Consider the following 16,244-nt stretch of genomic DNA (forward strand, 5'->3'; position numbering starts at 1 on the left):
ATATATCCATTAATTTCCTTTAAAGTCTATTTTAAAAGCTCTAGGGGAAGTCTGCGCTTTTTTAGCTACTTATATAATAAGTTTTCATAGTAAAAAAATCAAAAAAAAATGCTATAAAAAGATACTCAAATCTGAGTATCTTTTTATATATTATTAGTCTAATCCTGTTCATCATATACACTGTTTACAACTGTATTGTCTGTATTATCTGTATTATTAGAGCCATAGACGTCCTGTGAAACTGTTTCATCCGTTTGTCCATAGACATCTTGCGATACTGTGCTATTTTGCGTATTATCATCTTCAATGTCTATGTCTCCTGCATTGTTATCGTAATTTATTTTTTCTCCCAAGATTTCAGCGATAAATCTTATCGGGACAAATGTTCTATTATTGATTGTCATCGGAGAAACTTCTATAGTCACTTCAGCACCATTAACATATACTTTTGAATTATTTAAGTCAAATACAATAGTTTTGTCTCCCTTTGTTATTGTAACAGTATTTGATGCAGCATCCCAATTTACATTTGCACCTAAACTCTCAACCACAGCCCGCACCGGAATCAACGTTGTACCGCTTTTGATGACTGGAGGAACATCAAACTTGATTTCTCTTCCTTTAGCCCTAACCTTTCCGGCAAATTTTGTATACTTTGCCTCATTACTTTTGACAGCAAATGTTTCTTTTCTATTTTCGCTTTTTACAGTCACAGAATTTGCTTGTCTAAAAGCATTTCTATGATTTTCTCTTGGTTTCGCATCAACAAGCGATATAGAACCTGCAACAATTGCCACTGAAAGCGCAATAGCCACCATCTTTTTCACGCTATCACCTCCTCTATTAAATATATCGGATAAAAAGATCTTTTCTTAAACCGCAAAAAAATCATCCACTATATCGTATTACTTCGACATAGTGGATTGATTGTCAATAAACGCTATTTCAATAACTTCGTCTCACCAGAATCTATCTTCACCGCCTCACCGTCCACTTCAATCCATACAGGTATTGCTGATGGATTATATACAATGCTGCCATCAGCGCTAAACTTTAAGCTTCTCAATGCATTTATATAATCCATTATTTCAATATTTGTAGCGTACCACACATTTTCATCAAAGGATGCCATCTTGCAAAATTCTTCTATCAAATCCCAATTGCCATTTCTCTCAAACTCGAAACTGTGTCCCCAAACGTAAAACAGTGGCATTTGCTCCCACTCAGGAACATTTTTAAAATCCTTAAGTTTTTCTATTACATCTTGGTCATGATGACATGTTGGATGCCACTCCAAAAAATTGCTTGGGATTCTAAAGCTTCTTGTAGAATTAACCGTCCTTGAATACTCTATGCCAAATGCTTTAAGCTCTTTTGCGAGTTTATGGCTATAATCGCCAAACGGATACGCCATGCCCCGCACATTATAGCCTACCAATGTCTCAAGGTTTTTTCTATCCTCCATTATTTGGTACACCAACTCTTCTTTTGGTATCAAAGTAAGATATGGATGGTCTACTGTATGAACAGCAACTTCATGTCCTTCATATAGTTTCTTTATTTCTTCTTTCGATACATAAGGTTTAGAGTTAAACATACCTGAATTAAGATTGAACGTCCCTTTTATACCATATTTATTGAAGATCTCAACCAATTTTCTGTCGTAAACCTGTCCATCATCATAGCTCATAGTCAATGCTTTTCTTTTGCCATTAGGGTAATAATCAAAGCGTATTCTCACTTTCATTATCTCCTTTTCAAAATTTCTATCCTAAGCAACCTCTGTATATAATTTTACCCCTTTACAGCTCCTACTACAAGGCTCTTTTGCACTTGTTCGCTAAGCAAAACATATATTAAAATTGTAGGAATCGTAGCAATTACAAGCCCGGCACCAATTGGTCCCCATTCAGTTTGATATTGTCCTGACAGAGACATGATACCAACTGTCAATGTTTTTATAGCATCATTATTTATAAAAGTATTTGCAAACATAAGCTCATTCCACGTCGACAAATAGGTGAAAATCGCTATTGTCGCTAATGCCGGCCTTATAAGTGGCAATATAATGTAATAAAACGACTTGTATATGCTACATCCATCTAGAAATGCCGATTCTTCTAATTCCCGTGGTATAGTATAAAGGAAGCCTGTCAAAATAAATATTCCCATAGGTATAGCGAATGCGACATATGGTATTACCAGCGATGCGTACGTATTAAGCAAGTTTAAATTCTTCAAAATTATAAATAACGGAAGCAGTGTGGCATGTATCGGCACCATCATACCCATCAAAAATATCGTAAGGACAAGTTTGCTATACTTCCACTTCATCCTTACAATCGCATATGCGCTTGTTGCCACCAAAATGCTGGATATAACAATAGTTAAAACTGTGACTATGGAACTATTTATAAAATACCTGCCTACATTACCACTGGATAGTGCCTCAGAATAGTTTGACCATTGCCAAATTCGAGGAAATCCAAGAATATTTCCGCCGAAAATCTCAGTATTATTTTTTACAGAGAATAAAAATAGCCAAAATAAAGGATATAGCTGTATTATTGCCCAAATAACAAGCATAGCCTCCAACAAATAAAGTCCAATTTTTTTCATACCTCTTTTATTATTCTTATTTGCAATATTTTTCAATTTTAACACCACCTTTAATATGCTTCATCTTTTCCGAATAATTTTTGTATAATGATTGTTCCAATTAAAGATTCTAAGATGATAAATATAGCCATTGCACTACCATAACCATATTGATATCTAAAGAATATCATGTTGTACATCAATGTTGACGGCACTTCGCTGGCATGTAATGGTCCGCCATTAGTCAAAACATAGATTAAGTCAAAAGCCTTAAAAGAACCGATGACGGCAAATATGACGCAAACTTTCAATATCGGCTTCATAAGAGGTATTGTTATCCTGAATGCGATCTGCGATTCTGTCGCACCGTCGATTTTTGCAGCTTCGTATATATCTGTAGGTATCGATTTTGCAGACGCATACATTAATAGCATGTGATAGCCAATGTACTGCCACAAAATCGGAACAAATACCGCGCCAAGTGCTGTTTTTGTATTTCCAAGCCACTGATTTGTAAGAGATTGTAAGCCAATTTTAGTCAGTATGAAATTCAATAGTCCATAGTTAGGATTGTATATCTTCATCCAAAGCTGACCTATAACAACCGTCGACAATATAACAGGTATAAAATACACTGTCCTGTAAAATTTCTCACCTTTAATTCCTCTGGATAATATCAAAGCAAGTAAAAGAGAAATAGGCAGCTGGATAAACACAGAAAGAACCGCCAATATAAATGAATTTTTAACGGAAATAATAAACCCGTCTGTATTATTAATAAATAAATTTTTATAGTTCTGCAGTCCAATAAAAACTCCTTTGCTAAAACCGTCCCACTTTAATAGACTGTAATAAAAAGAAAAAAATATCGGAAGCAATACAATAACCAAAAAAACTAAAAATGCAGGAAAGACGAAAAGAAATATCGCTTTCTTATCGCTCAAAATTTTTTCCATAGAAAAACCTCCTAACAAAAATAGTAGAAGCACATATAGACTATCAATAGTAATTATCTTTGTACACCGTTAAATAATTTCCTGCTAATTATCAAATAATTAGCAGGAAATTACAAAATCTCAATATACTACTTGCCGTTTACCTTCTGTTGCATCTGCTTTGCAAATTCTTGAGGTGTAATCTGCTTTGCAAACAATTGAGCAACTAAATCCTTATGCGTCTGAGCATCATCACCCATTAGATACAAATCCCAAGCAGGAACATTACCTTTTGCATTTGCAACTACATTATTCATTATCTGTATCTGAAGTTGTGAAACTTGCGATTGATCTACATTATCGTATTTAAACATAGGCAATCCAGCGCCAATCAGATACTCCATATCAGACAAATGCTTTGCAAGATATTTTGCAGCTTTAACTGCTTCATCTTTGTGCTTTGAATTTGCACTAACCATTAATGCACCTGCACCACCACCAATGTACTCAGTAGGATCACCTTTGCCGCCTTCTATACTTGGAAATCTTACAGCTTCTATCTTTCCTTTCACAAGTGACGATGGATCTGAGTCAAATGCTGCAGCATCAAAGTTACCTCCGAAGTACATAGCAGCTTTTCCTTGGTTAAACTCTGCTGTAGCTTCATCTCTTGTAAGTCCCATAAATCCTGGATCAAATGCACCTGCATCAACCATCTCTTGAAGTTTCTGTGCCGCATCTATAAATGCTTGATTGTCAAATGATGTCTTGCCATTTAATGCATCTCTAGTAAGTTGCACACCACCTTCACGAAGTGCTATCATATCGTAGTACCACATGCCCGGCCATTCATCTTTTTCACCTAAAGCAAATGGAGTTATTCCCTTTGATTTGAAAGTTTTTATTGCATCAATCAATTCACTAAATGTTGTAGGTATCTTAACATTATATTTATCAAATAGTTCTTTATTTACGTATAATACACTTGCCTGCTGATCATAAGTAATGCCATATATTTTTCCATCATACGTAACATTATCAAGTGCTCCTGGCAGCATCTGATCTTTTGTACCGTCATTTAAGTAGCTGTCTAATTGAAGAACTTTACCAGCTTCAACGAATGGCTGTGAAAATCCTCCAGCCCATGTCTGAAATATATCAGGTGCTTCATTTGCAGCAATTGCAGTCTTAATCTTTGTTTTGTAAGCATCGTTTTCAGTAACGCTCTCAACAATCTGCACATTTGGATTTTCTTTATTCCATTGATCAATAATCTCTTTGACTTTTGTCTTTGCCGGTTCACCAGTGAAGATATTCCAATAGGTAAGCGTTATCTTTTCGGATGAACCAGATGACTTAGATGAATTAGAAGCATTTGAATTGTTTGAGCTAGTACCACATGCTGATGCGCTAAGAATCAGCAATAAAGATAATACAACTAGCATAACTTTTTTAAATCTTTTCATTGTTCCGCATCCTTTCTCTAATGTTTATTGTAATGTTTACAACTTACGTTTATATAATAAAACATTATGAAAACATAATGAATACAATTTTTTTACCACAATCTTTAATATCTTTACTAATTAACGAAATTCTTAATCTATTATTACTTCTAAAAAATTAATAATAGCAAACCGCAAAGCCACCAGTTCAGTAGCTTTGCGATTTTACATCAACACATTAGAATAAGTCACATTTCATCATTATTTCCCATTGATTTTTTCTTGCATCTGCTTTGCATAATCTTGTGGTGTAATCTGTTTTGCAAATAATTGCGCAACTAAATCTTTATGTGTCTGAGCCTGGTCACCCTCAAGATATAAGTCCCAAGCAAGTACACTATCTTTTGAATTTGCAACTATATTATTCATAATTTGTGTTTCAAGTGGATCTACCTGAGATTGATCTACACTGTCATACTTCCACGTTGGCAAAGCAGCGCCAACTTTATAAAACTCTAATGACATATTTTCTGCAAGATATTTAGCTGCTTTTACAGCCTCATCTTTATACTTACTATTGGCATTTACCAAAAGAACATCGCTTCCACCGCCGATGTATTCAGTTGGATCTCCTTTCCCTCCCTCGATCGTTGGGAATCTTACAGCTTCAACTTTTCCTTTAACTAAAGATGAGTCTACTTCAAATGATGCTGCATCGAAATTTCCTCCGAAATACATTGCAGCTTTACCTTGATTAAATTCTGCTGTAGCCTCATCTCTCGTTAGTCCCATAACACCTTGATCAAATGCTCCAGCATCAACCATTTCCTGTAACTTCTCAGCAGCATTTACAAATGCCTGATCTTCAAAAGAAGCTTTTCCGTTTAATGCATCTCTAGAAAGCTGTGCACCGGCCTCACGGAGTGCTATCATGTCATAGTACCACATTCCAGGCCATTCATCTTTTTCACCTAAGGCAAATGGCGTAATTCCGTTTGACTTAAATGTCTTTATAGCGTCAATCAACTCGCTAAATGTTGTAGGTATCTTTACATTGTATTTATCAAATAGCTCTTTATTTACATATAATACACTTGCCTGTTGAGCAAAAGTCAAACCGTAAACCTTTCCATTATACGTAATATTATTAAGTGCACCAGGCAACATCTTATCTTTTGTTCCATCGTTTAAATAATCATCTAGTGAAAGTATCTTGCCAGCATCTACAAATGGTTTTGAAAATCCTCCGCCCCACGCATAAATAATATCAGGTGCTTCGTTTGCTGCTATCGCTGTCTTTATCTTTGTCTTATATGCATCATTTTCAGTTATGCTTTGCTCTATCTGCACATTTGGATTTTCTTGATTCCATTTGTCTACTATATTTTTAACTATGGTCTTTTGCGGGTCGCTAGTGAAGATATTCCAAAATGTAAGCGTTATCTTTTCGTTTGTGTCAGAAGACTTCGAAGATTTAGAAGCGTTAGAATTACTTGAACCGTTTGAACTCGTACCACATGCCGATGCGCTTAATATCAACATAATTGAAAGCAAGATCAACATGACTTTTTTAAATAACTTCATGCCTCCACATCCCTTCTATTTTTATTAAATTGTTTACAATAATATAATAAAATACCATACAATTAGAATGAATATAAATTTTTTACTACAATCTTAGATATTTTTACTTGTTTTATACATGGCAAAAAGCCTATCGTCAAATACGACAAAAACGCACCTTAATATTATGATAGTCTTATATGTATAATTTATTGACTTATCTAAGGTATGAGAGTAAATTTTATTTATAAACAATTACATATCATTGGAGGGATTATAATGAGCTTAGATACTTCAGATGAATTAAAACACCGCAAAGGAAAAGTCAAAATCAAGCTGACTAAAAAAGACGGTTCTCCTATTAAAGAAGCGGAGATTACTGTATCTCAGGTAAAGCATAAATTTTTATTTGGGTGCGGAGCATTTGATTCTCTTCCACTTGCTAATGACGAATTGGAAGAAAACGATAAAGCAAAAATCGAAGAGCGTTTTGAAAAATTTTTTGACGTATTTAACTATGCTACGATTCCCTTTTATTGGGGTAGATTTGAACCTGAAAAAGGAAAACCAGATACGAAAAGACTTAAAAAAGCCTCAGAATGGCTTGTATCAAAAGGCTGTCTTGTAAAGGGACATCCACTATGCTGGCATACCGTAACTGCACCTTGGCTTTTAGACATGAACAATGAAGAAATTTTAAAAGCTCAACTTTATCGCATAAAGCGTGAAGTAAGCGATTTTAAAGGATTAGTCGATATATGGGATGTAATAAATGAAGTGGTCATTATGCCTATTTTTGATAAATACGATAATGGTATAACCAGAATATGCAAAGAATTAGGGCGCATTCGCCTCGTAAAAGAAGTTTTTAATGAAGCAAAAAAGGCTAATCCTGATGCTGTTCTACTTATAAATGACTTTAATACATCTATTTCATACGAAATACTTATAGAAGGATGCCTTGAAGCTGGAATACCTATTGATGCCATAGGAATCCAATCACACATGCATCAAGGATATTGGGGTGTCGAAAAGACTTTAGAAGTACTTGAAAGATTTTCGCATTTCAATATTCCATTGCATTTTACAGAAAACACTTTATTATCAGGGCATTTGATGCCACCTGAAATAGAAGACTTAAATGACTACCAATTAAGCGATTGGCCTTCAACGCCTGATGGTGAAGAACGACAAGCAATGGAAATTATAAAGCATTATAAAACTCTTTTTTCACATCCAATGGTAGAATCAATCACATGGTGGAATTTTTGCGATGAAAATGCGTGGCTTGGTGCACCTGCAGGTCTTTTGCGCCGTGACAATTCCTGCAAACCATCATATTACGAATTAAAAAGACTTATAAAAAATGAATGGTGGACACATCCTACACGTCTTATCACAAACAATACAGGAGAATTTGAATTTACAGGCTTCTTAGGTGAATACGAATTAGATATTGATGATAGAAAATTCCACTTTAACCTTGATAAAAACAGCACATTAATAGAAATCACTTTATAAATCAACACATGGTAAAAGGCAGAAGGAACTCACTCCTTCTGCCTTTTTACTTACAGATTATTTGTCTTATTTAGTAAGCCATATATGATAGCTGCTGCTTCTGCTCTTGTAGCCATTCCTTTAGGTGCAAATACGTTGTTTGGTTCTCCATTTACTATTCCTAATTTCGCTGCATTAGCTACTACATTTCTTGCCCAGTCACTTATATCCTTGTCATCGTTAAATGTCGTATTTCCTATATCCTCTTCTTTATATGATGTAAGCATCTCGTATGCCCTCATGGCTATTGCTGTCATCTCTTCTCTTGTTATGCTGTCATTTGGCCTTGCGTTCTTTCCATCACCTTCGATTATGCCAGCTTTGTATGCTGCTTCTATTGCATTCGAATACCAGTCTCCACTCTTTACATCGCTAAATTCTCCGCTGTATGGCTCTTCTTTTATGTTTAATAGCCTCAGTATCATTGCCGTGAATTCTGCTCTCGTCACTGCCTTATTGGGTTCATACTGGGTATCTGTCATCCCTTCTATTATGTGCCTTGATGCTAATACTTCTATCACGTCTTTTGCCCAGTTATCTTTTATGTCATTAAATGTCTTGTCGTATTCTAATGCAGCATACTGTGAGAAGTGTGTTGCATTGAATGTTATTGTTCCAGATGATACGTCTACTTTTCCTCCTACATATTCCCATTGATTTGTTGTTGGATTGTAATAGTAAACTGCTACTTTTCTTGGATCGTTAGCTTTTGATATGTTCAGTGTTACTTCTACTGGTTTTGCCAATGCTACATTTCCACTGTCTGATTTAATGCTTATGTCTATTGTATTAGAAAGTGGTACGTAATTTGATGCATTTGGCTTTCCGTTATCTTTTATAGATATATTAACACCATTTTGTATCTGGTCTTGGTTAAGTGCGTCTTTTGCAAGTGCTATTGATGCATTGTCTGATTTTATGACTATATATTTGCTATTTTCAGCACTTGTATCTAAAATGTCTTTTGAAATCTGAACAACTTTTTGTTGTCCTTGACCAATTGTCGTAATGTCAAATACGACTTTCTTGTCTTTTGAACTTGTTATCAAGTCTTTAGCTTTTCCTGCATCAAGCGTCAATGTAATAATATTGCCATTCTTTGTAACTACGCCTATTGTATTGCTTGTAGTGTTATTATTGCCTGAATTAGTGCTACCAGATGGCTTACCTGTAAGCATCAAGTTCCCAAATCCTGAAGTATCTTGCCATGAATTGCCGCTGGGATCGCACCACGTGACAATACCTGACCTCTTACCATTTTCATCTGCATCATTAACTTGCAAATCAAACCCTATTATTGTGCCGTTTGATGGAATAATAGCTGTAAATGGAATGGCTTCTTCTACAATATATCCACTTTGTGTAAGACTAGTAGCCGACTTAAATCCATTTGAATTAGTGCTTCCTCCGAAACTTTGCTCATTGTCATAGTTGACTCTATATTGGCCGTCATCATTCTCATAATAAGTTGTCTTATCATTATTCTGATCTACAAAGACTTCTACAGAGTCTTGTTCGTACGGATTGACACTCGATTTATTCAAATTTTCATCTGTGACAACCGCAAGAACATAAAGGTACTTATCGTCCCACATCATCTTTGCTGTCGCAGTAGCACCATTTGAACCCAAAACCCATGTATTTGTTGAAATAGCTTCAACATTATTCCAAATATCATCTACTTTACCATCAATAACAGGAGTACCATATATAGCTGTTGCGATTTGTGCAGATTTTGACAATACAATATCACCAAAATACGATGTATTAGTATTTTGACTGTTGGTATAATCATTCCAAACTGTTATGGTATCTATGCTTCCACTACCTTTATCATCATTTATTCTAATGTCAAATCCAATTTTATCATTAAGTGCAGGATTAATATCTTCAATTGGAATAGCTAGCTGTGCGATATATCCGTCAGCATTAGATGTCACATATTTTGTAATATCTGAATTCCCTGTACCATCCCTCTTAATTGTATAATGTTCATCATCAGTTTCATAAGAAGTAGATTTGTTGTCATTCTTGTCTACAAAAATCTCTATACCATCATTATTAGATGGAGTGCTGTCTGAAACTTGTACTAACAAATACAAGTTTTTAGTATCCCACATAAACTTAACAGTAGCAGTTGCTCCGGCAGTTCCTTTTACATAAGTATTTGCATACAATGGTTTTACAAGTTTCCAAGAACTATCAACATTTACACCAATCGCCGGTGATCCTTCTAAAGCTTTTGCAGATTGAATATCAGGTATAGCTTTGCTTGGATCCACTATTGCCCAGAATGCTGGCTTCGCCTGCAATTTTGAATCAAAAAGCAGTGGAGCATTTGGCTTACTAAGCCAAGTTACATCATCTGAAACTCCCCAAAAAACTACAGCAGTTATATACTGTTTCTCAGCTTTAAATAAATCAAACAATTGTTTATACAATCTAGCTTGTTTAAGCAATGCTTCATTTGATATATTGCCATTCATATTCATATCCAATTCAGTTACCTGTATTTCCACACCTAATGAAGCAAGTTTTTCTATAGAAGCTTTTATATTGTCTATATTAGAATAATTTATATTTATGTGCATTTGCATGCCTATTCCGTTTATCGGCACACCTTCACTCTTTAATTTTTTCACTAAGTTATACATAGCCTGCGTCTTAACACCATTATTTTCAATGTTGTAATCATTAATAAACAATTTCATAGATGGATCTGCTTCATGTGCATATTCAAAAGCTTTTTCTATATAATCAGGTCCTATAATTTGTAACCACTTAGAATTTCTTAAATTGCCATTATCATCAAGAACCTCATTTACAACATCCCATCCGATTATTGGATTTTGAGAACCATACTTTGTTTTAAAATGATCTAATACAGTTGTTATATGCGTTTTTAATCTTTGAAGCAGTAAATCCCTTGAAGCTGGTTTAGTTGGATCGTTTGGATCTTGAAAGAACCAATCTGGAACCTGATTATGCCAAAGTAAAGTATGTCCCCTCATCTTCATATTATGTGCTATTGCATAATCAACAATTTTATCAGCATTATCGAAGGTAAAGTCCCCTTCTGTAGGCTGTAAGCTTTCCGGTTTCATGGCATTTTCTGCAACAAGCATATTAAAATGTTTAGCTGTCAATTGAGCATGTGGATCAGTATCACCTAATCTGCTTGGATCAACCGCAACACCGATTGGAAAATAATCTTTAAATACTGAAGACAAATCCGGAATATCATTTTGTATTGTAATTTGATTATTTGCAATTTCACCTATCACAGAGAAATCATCAATGTAAAAATCCACTGTTGGATTTGGTGACTCAACATAGATACTTATTGCACTGTAATCTGCAATAGGAAGAGTAAAACTTCCTTTTATCTCTGTCCATTCACCTTTATTGACATTAGCAAAATCATTAACTTGTATATAATTATCTTTGTCGGATGTTGCTTTAACTGTAGCTTTAAACTGTTCTGTATCATTTCCATCAATAAATTTCACCCAAAAATCAACATTGTATTGCTGTCCGGGAACTATTTTGCCAGTCAAATCATAACTAGGACCATTCCAGTTAGCAGTTCTACCAGTCGTAAATAAACTGTAATTTCCACTGCGAGATTCTTGATAAACTGCTTCAACAACAGACGAACCAGTTCCTGTCCATCCAGTAGCATCGCCATTTTCAAAAGTCCCATTGCTAATAACATTACCAATTTCAGGTGCATTTTGTGGTGTTACTACTACATCATCAATGTAATATTCCAGTGTTGCATCAGGTGATTCTACATACATATATAATGTTTTTAATGTTCCAGTATAATCTAGTGTATAAGTCCCATTTATTGTAGTCCAAGAATCTTCAGAAGCTGTTTTTTGCCATGCTATCGTGTCGTAATGTGTACCATTATCATCTACCCTGCACATTGTAACAGTTATCATAGGATTATGTTTATCTGCAATCTGCCCAGAAACAATTCTCACTTTAAGTGATATATTGTAAGTATCTCCTTTTTGCATTTCTCCTAAAAAGCTATATGCAGGTCCTTCATATGTTTGTGTTCTGCCAGTAACTTTCATGCTGTATTTTCCAATTGCTTGTTCAGTAGTTACTTCTAATGTTGGATTTCCTTGTTTTGTCCATCCATCTAAAGTCCCATTTTCAAAAGTTCCATTGGAAACTAAATTAGTGCTGGTGCTGTCCGCAAACACTTTTACATGTGGCATATACATTGACGTCCCTAAAATCATTATAAAAACTGTAATAAATGATACAATTTTATTTATTTTTAAGCTCATTTTTTTACCTCCCGGTAATTAAATTAATATTAAAATTTAAACTGCTATTCAAATAACAAATTCTAGCCCTTAACACTGCCAATGGTTAAACCCTTCACAAAGTACTTCTGCAAAAATGGATATACCATCATAATTGGAACAACTGCTACTATTGTCATAGCGGCTCTTATGCTTTCGGGAGTAACTGAATTAGAATTATTTCTTAGTCCCATATCAAAAGATGCTTGCTGTGTAAACTGCTGAGTCGACTGCAAAACTTTCTGCAATTCATACTGTAATGTGCTTAAATTGGGATTCATGGAACAAAAAAGCATTGTATCAAACCACGAATTCCATTGTCCAACAGCTACAAAAAGCGTTATCGTCGCTAATACTGGCACACTAAGTGGAAATATAATTGAAAATATTATCCTCAGTTCGCTAGCTCCATCTAATTTCGCCGATTCTACAAGACTGGCTGGTAAACCATCAATATAACTTCTCACAACCATTATATTCCACGCACTTACTATCCCTGGCAAGATGTAAACCAAAAAATTGTTCATAAGATGTAAGTCTCTGATTAATAAGTAATATGGAATTAAGCCACTTGTAAAATACATAGAGTAAGTAAAAATTTTCGAAACAATTCCTCTTAAAACAAAATCTCTTCTGCTTATGGCATATGCAACTATTATGCTTGCAATCACGTTTAAAACAGAACCTATAATAGCTCTTAATGCAGAGATTATCGTTGCATTGTAAATCTCAGGATCATTTAAAATTGAAACGTAATTAAAAGTCGTAAATTTTCTTGGAAATAAATAAATTCCACCTCTCACTGTATCTATAGCATCGTTAAATGACACCGCTAGTACGTGTATAAATGGATACAGCGTAACTATTATTACAATTGTAAGAATAATATAATTAATCGTATCAAATACTATATCTTCTGTGGTCAACCTTCTTCTCTTATTTTTAGCCACTTTATAACCCCCTGAGAATTTGTAATTTAAATTAGAATTAGAATGCACTTTCACCACTAAGTGCTTTCGATATCCTATTTGCTAGTGTAACCATTGCTAAAGAAACAACTGAGTTAAATATACCGGCTGCTGTCGCAAATGAAAATCTTCCCATCGGTATACCATAATTGTATACATACAATTCCAATGTCTGTGAATAATCTATAACCATCGGATTTGATAATAGAAAAACTTGTTCAAATCCAGCATTTAATATCCATCCTGCATTTAATATTAAAAGTATTTTTATGGTTGGTACTATAGACGGTAATGTTATAGAGAAAATTCTTCTTATTCTACCTGCTCCATCAATACTGGCCGCCTCATACAGCTCATTATCTATAGCAGTCATTGCCGCCAGATAAATTATTGAATTCCAGCCTACTTCTTTCCACATATCAGAAAGCGCCATTAAAGGCCAGAAAAGATGTGGAACTCCTATAAAGTTTATGGACTGCTTTATAATGTGAAATTTTAAAAGCAGTTGATTTATAACTCCATCTGGTGATAAAACATCGAGTACAATACTTGCTGCAACAACCCATGAAACAAAATGAGGCAAATATGAAATAGTCTGTACCGTCTTTTTAAATTTCATATTTCTAACTTCATTTATTAAAACTGCTAATGTTATTGAAGAAAAAAATCCAAGAAAATATTTTAAAATACTGATTCCTAACGTATTTCGTATTGATTGATAAAAAGTTGGATCTTCAAAAAGCATTTTAAAATTTTCCAATCCAACCCATGGAGAATTGCTAATTCCCAAAGCAGGATTAAAATTTTTAAATGCTATTATCCAGCCCCATAGTGGAACATAACTAAATATCAGCAACAATATTAGAAATGGCAGAACAATTAAAACCAATTCTTTTTGTTGGCTCAATTTTTTAAAAAATTTTTTCCTATTATCTTTCCTGTAATTTATTATTTCTTCTCTTGATAAAGTTTCTGTTGTTGCATTTGCAGACATAATCAATCCTCCAAAAAAATTAAAATATTTTAAGTGTAATGAAGTACGAACAATCGTACTTCATTACAAAAACCTTAATTAGTTTACTTTGTACCCCAATGCTGTATTCTCCAATCAATTTGCTGCTGTATATATGGCACTTCAAGATCATATTTAGCTTTTTGCATTTCTGATACATATTGTTTCCATATGCTTTCAAACTGATCTGGTTTCGCAGGTATCATTTGTGCTACATATTTTCTTGTAAGGTCAGATGCCTTTTGATTTGCAATCTTAATCTGCTGCTCGCTATCTGGTATGCTTATATCGTATACAAAGCCATAAGGTGTCTCAATTGGTGGTGCCATCATTTGCGACAAATTGGTTATATTATATGCTTTTAATACTTCTTGTTCGTATGGTTTGTATGAACTTGCTATATATTCTGGAGTATCTTGCGGTGATACAAAATTGCCATCTGCAAGTTTTTCACCATCATTTGGATGTGGGAAATACCAATATTGTCCGATTCCTTCTTGTTTAGTATAATTGCTATCTTTATATTGAGTCAATTGTTCTGGTGTCATGTACATCTTTCCATCTTTTACTGAATAATCTTTACCTTCAATTCCCCAGTTTTCAAGCTTCAAAGCTTCATCACTGCACATAGCATCTAAGAATTTGAATGCGGCAACAGGATCTTTGCAGCTCTTTGTTATAACAATACCTGCACTATTGCCTGTCATATTCATGCTATTATAGTCTTCTTTTGTAACACCGTCGAAAGTTACAGGCAAGGCAAATGGTACTCTATCGTAAAGTTTTTGTTGCTCTAGTGAATTAATAGCATTTTGAATATCCCAACGTTGATCGTAAAATCCTAAAACCCTTCCCGATGCAATCAAAGATAGATATGAATCATAATTTCTAGTAAACATCTGCTTGTCAAGTATGCCTTTATTCCATTCTTCGTTCAACTTCTTGTAGTAATCATGTGCCCATTGGCTTATTGCAAATGGATGCGCTTTATTGTTTTCATCAACCCATACATCGCCTGTATTAGCATTTCCAGCTAAGTAACTTGGAACACCAGTTAACGTAAATATCTTCCAACTATCAGTGAGAGCAGTAAATCCTATTACTGGCTGACCATTATATGTCGGATGCTTTTTAACATAATCTTCAATTATGTTAAAATACTGATCAAGCGTTAATTTCTTAGGCCATCCAGCATCTCTTAAAACCTCTAATGGAAGATAGAAACCAGAATAAGGATATAAGTATAATGTTTTTCTTGCAGGTGTTAAATAATAAATATGTCCATCTTTCGGGTCTCTCATCTTGTTTAAGTCTTCTTGAGAATACCATCTTTTTATGTTTGTACCGTATTTGTCAATCAAATCATCAAGAGGTACCAGATCATTAGCCTCTCTAAAAAGTTCAAATGTGTTATTACTTGCCACAATTAAATCAGGCAAGTCACCGCCACTTATCATAAGTGTAGCTTTTGATGTTTCATCTGTACCAACAAGATAACTTACTTGTAAATTCACACCTGTTAAATCGGAAAGTTTTTTCCAGACAGGTGTCTTTGTATAGTCATATGGCGTAGCTGTTGATGTATCGTAGAAAAGTGTGAATGTCTTCTTTTCTTTAGTATTATTGCTAGATGTGTTTTTGCTTGTATTATTGCTGGTTGTTTTTGTGTTACCGCAGCCTGTCAAAAGAGCTGAGATAACCATTACAATCGTCAGAATCAAAATAAATAATTTTTTCCCTTTCATCTTTATAATCATTCCTTTCGCTTCGCTCAAGGCACAAAACGTAATGAAATGTGCCACTTCGAGCTAATTTTGTTCTATAATTATGTCATAGGGATA

11 protein-coding genes are annotated in these 16,244 nt (G+C 34.4%); 1 reads left to right on the forward strand and 10 read right to left on the reverse strand.

Annotated elements, in window-relative coordinates; genetic code table 11:
• Positions 1-158 precede the first annotated feature (158 nt).
• From J2Z80_RS14065 to J2Z80_RS14090, 6 genes are all read right to left on the reverse strand, one after another.
• Positions 159-818 carry a copper amine oxidase N-terminal domain-containing protein gene (locus tag J2Z80_RS14065; RefSeq protein WP_245301360.1) on the reverse strand — a complete coding sequence of 220 codons (660 nt, stop codon included), beginning with the start codon at positions 816-818 and terminating at the stop codon, positions 159-161.
• 122 nt (positions 819-940) lie between these two features.
• A complete protein-coding gene (locus J2Z80_RS14070; RefSeq protein ID WP_209454949.1) occupies positions 941-1,741 on the reverse strand; it encodes a polysaccharide deacetylase family protein in 801 nt (266 codons plus the stop codon).
• Positions 1,742-1,794: 53 nt separating this feature from the next.
• The gene (locus J2Z80_RS14075) at positions 1,795-2,655 is read right to left on the reverse strand and encodes a carbohydrate ABC transporter permease (RefSeq protein ID WP_209454950.1); all 861 of its coding nucleotides are present in this window, start codon (positions 2,653-2,655) and stop codon (positions 1,795-1,797) included.
• 14 nt (positions 2,656-2,669) lie between these two features.
• Positions 2,670-3,554, reverse strand: a complete 885-nt coding sequence (locus J2Z80_RS14080; protein ID WP_209454951.1) for a carbohydrate ABC transporter permease — start codon at positions 3,552-3,554, stop codon at positions 2,670-2,672.
• 128 nt (positions 3,555-3,682) lie between these two features.
• The gene (locus tag J2Z80_RS14085) at positions 3,683-4,999 is read right to left on the reverse strand and encodes a sugar ABC transporter substrate-binding protein (RefSeq protein WP_209454952.1); all 1,317 of its coding nucleotides are present in this window, start codon (positions 4,997-4,999) and stop codon (positions 3,683-3,685) included.
• 240 nt (positions 5,000-5,239) lie between these two features.
• Positions 5,240-6,562 carry a sugar ABC transporter substrate-binding protein gene (locus tag J2Z80_RS14090; RefSeq protein WP_209454953.1) on the reverse strand — a complete coding sequence of 441 codons (1,323 nt, stop codon included), beginning with the start codon at positions 6,560-6,562 and terminating at the stop codon, positions 5,240-5,242.
• A gap of 258 nt (positions 6,563-6,820) precedes the next feature.
• Between J2Z80_RS14090 and J2Z80_RS14095 the strand changes: the two genes are divergently transcribed.
• Complete coding sequence (locus tag J2Z80_RS14095) at positions 6,821-8,062, forward strand: endo-1,4-beta-xylanase (RefSeq protein WP_209454954.1); 1,242 nt, start codon at positions 6,821-6,823, stop codon at positions 8,060-8,062.
• A 50-nt stretch (positions 8,063-8,112) separates the two neighbouring features.
• Here J2Z80_RS14095 and J2Z80_RS14100 read toward each other — a convergent pair whose 3' ends face one another.
• From J2Z80_RS14100 to J2Z80_RS14115, 4 genes are all read right to left on the reverse strand, one after another.
• Positions 8,113-12,405: an endo-1,4-beta-xylanase gene (locus J2Z80_RS14100; protein WP_209454955.1), complete on the reverse strand. Its 4,293-nt coding sequence runs from the start codon at positions 12,403-12,405 to the stop codon at positions 8,113-8,115.
• Between the two features lie 62 nt (positions 12,406-12,467).
• Complete coding sequence (locus J2Z80_RS14105; RefSeq protein ID WP_209454956.1) at positions 12,468-13,373, reverse strand: carbohydrate ABC transporter permease; 906 nt, start codon at positions 13,371-13,373, stop codon at positions 12,468-12,470.
• Between the two features lie 37 nt (positions 13,374-13,410).
• Positions 13,411-14,385 carry an ABC transporter permease gene (locus J2Z80_RS14110; protein WP_245301358.1) on the reverse strand — a complete coding sequence of 325 codons (975 nt, stop codon included), beginning with the start codon at positions 14,383-14,385 and terminating at the stop codon, positions 13,411-13,413.
• Positions 14,386-14,468: 83 nt separating this feature from the next.
• Positions 14,469-16,178, reverse strand: a complete 1,710-nt coding sequence (locus J2Z80_RS14115; protein WP_245301359.1) for an ABC transporter substrate-binding protein — start codon at positions 16,176-16,178, stop codon at positions 14,469-14,471.
• Between the last annotated feature and the right edge of the window lie 66 nt (positions 16,179-16,244).

This window comes from Thermoanaerobacterium butyriciformans (genome assembly GCF_017874545.1).
In the GTDB taxonomy this organism is placed as follows: domain Bacteria; phylum Bacillota; class Thermoanaerobacteria; order Thermoanaerobacterales; family Thermoanaerobacteraceae; genus Thermoanaerobacterium; species Thermoanaerobacterium butyriciformans.

Excerpts from the sequence above, each read along its gene's own strand:
- J2Z80_RS14065 (WP_245301360.1), bottom strand. The coding sequence starts at position 818 with ATGGTGGCTATTGCGCTTTCAGTGGCAATTGTTGCAGGTTCTATATCG.
- J2Z80_RS14100 (WP_209454955.1), bottom strand. The coding sequence starts at position 12,405 with ATGAGCTTAAAAATAAATAAAATTGTATCATTTATTACAGTTTTTATA.
- J2Z80_RS14080 (WP_209454951.1), bottom strand. The coding sequence starts at position 3,554 with ATGGAAAAAATTTTGAGCGATAAGAAAGCGATATTTCTTTTCGTCTTT.
- J2Z80_RS14085 (WP_209454952.1), bottom strand. The coding sequence starts at position 4,999 with ATGAAAAGATTTAAAAAAGTTATGCTAGTTGTATTATCTTTATTGCTG.
- J2Z80_RS14095 (WP_209454954.1), top strand. The coding sequence starts at position 6,821 with ATGAGCTTAGATACTTCAGATGAATTAAAACACCGCAAAGGAAAAGTC.
- J2Z80_RS14110 (WP_245301358.1), bottom strand. The coding sequence starts at position 14,385 with ATGTCTGCAAATGCAACAACAGAAACTTTATCAAGAGAAGAAATAATA.
- J2Z80_RS14090 (WP_209454953.1), bottom strand. The coding sequence starts at position 6,562 with ATGAAGTTATTTAAAAAAGTCATGTTGATCTTGCTTTCAATTATGTTG.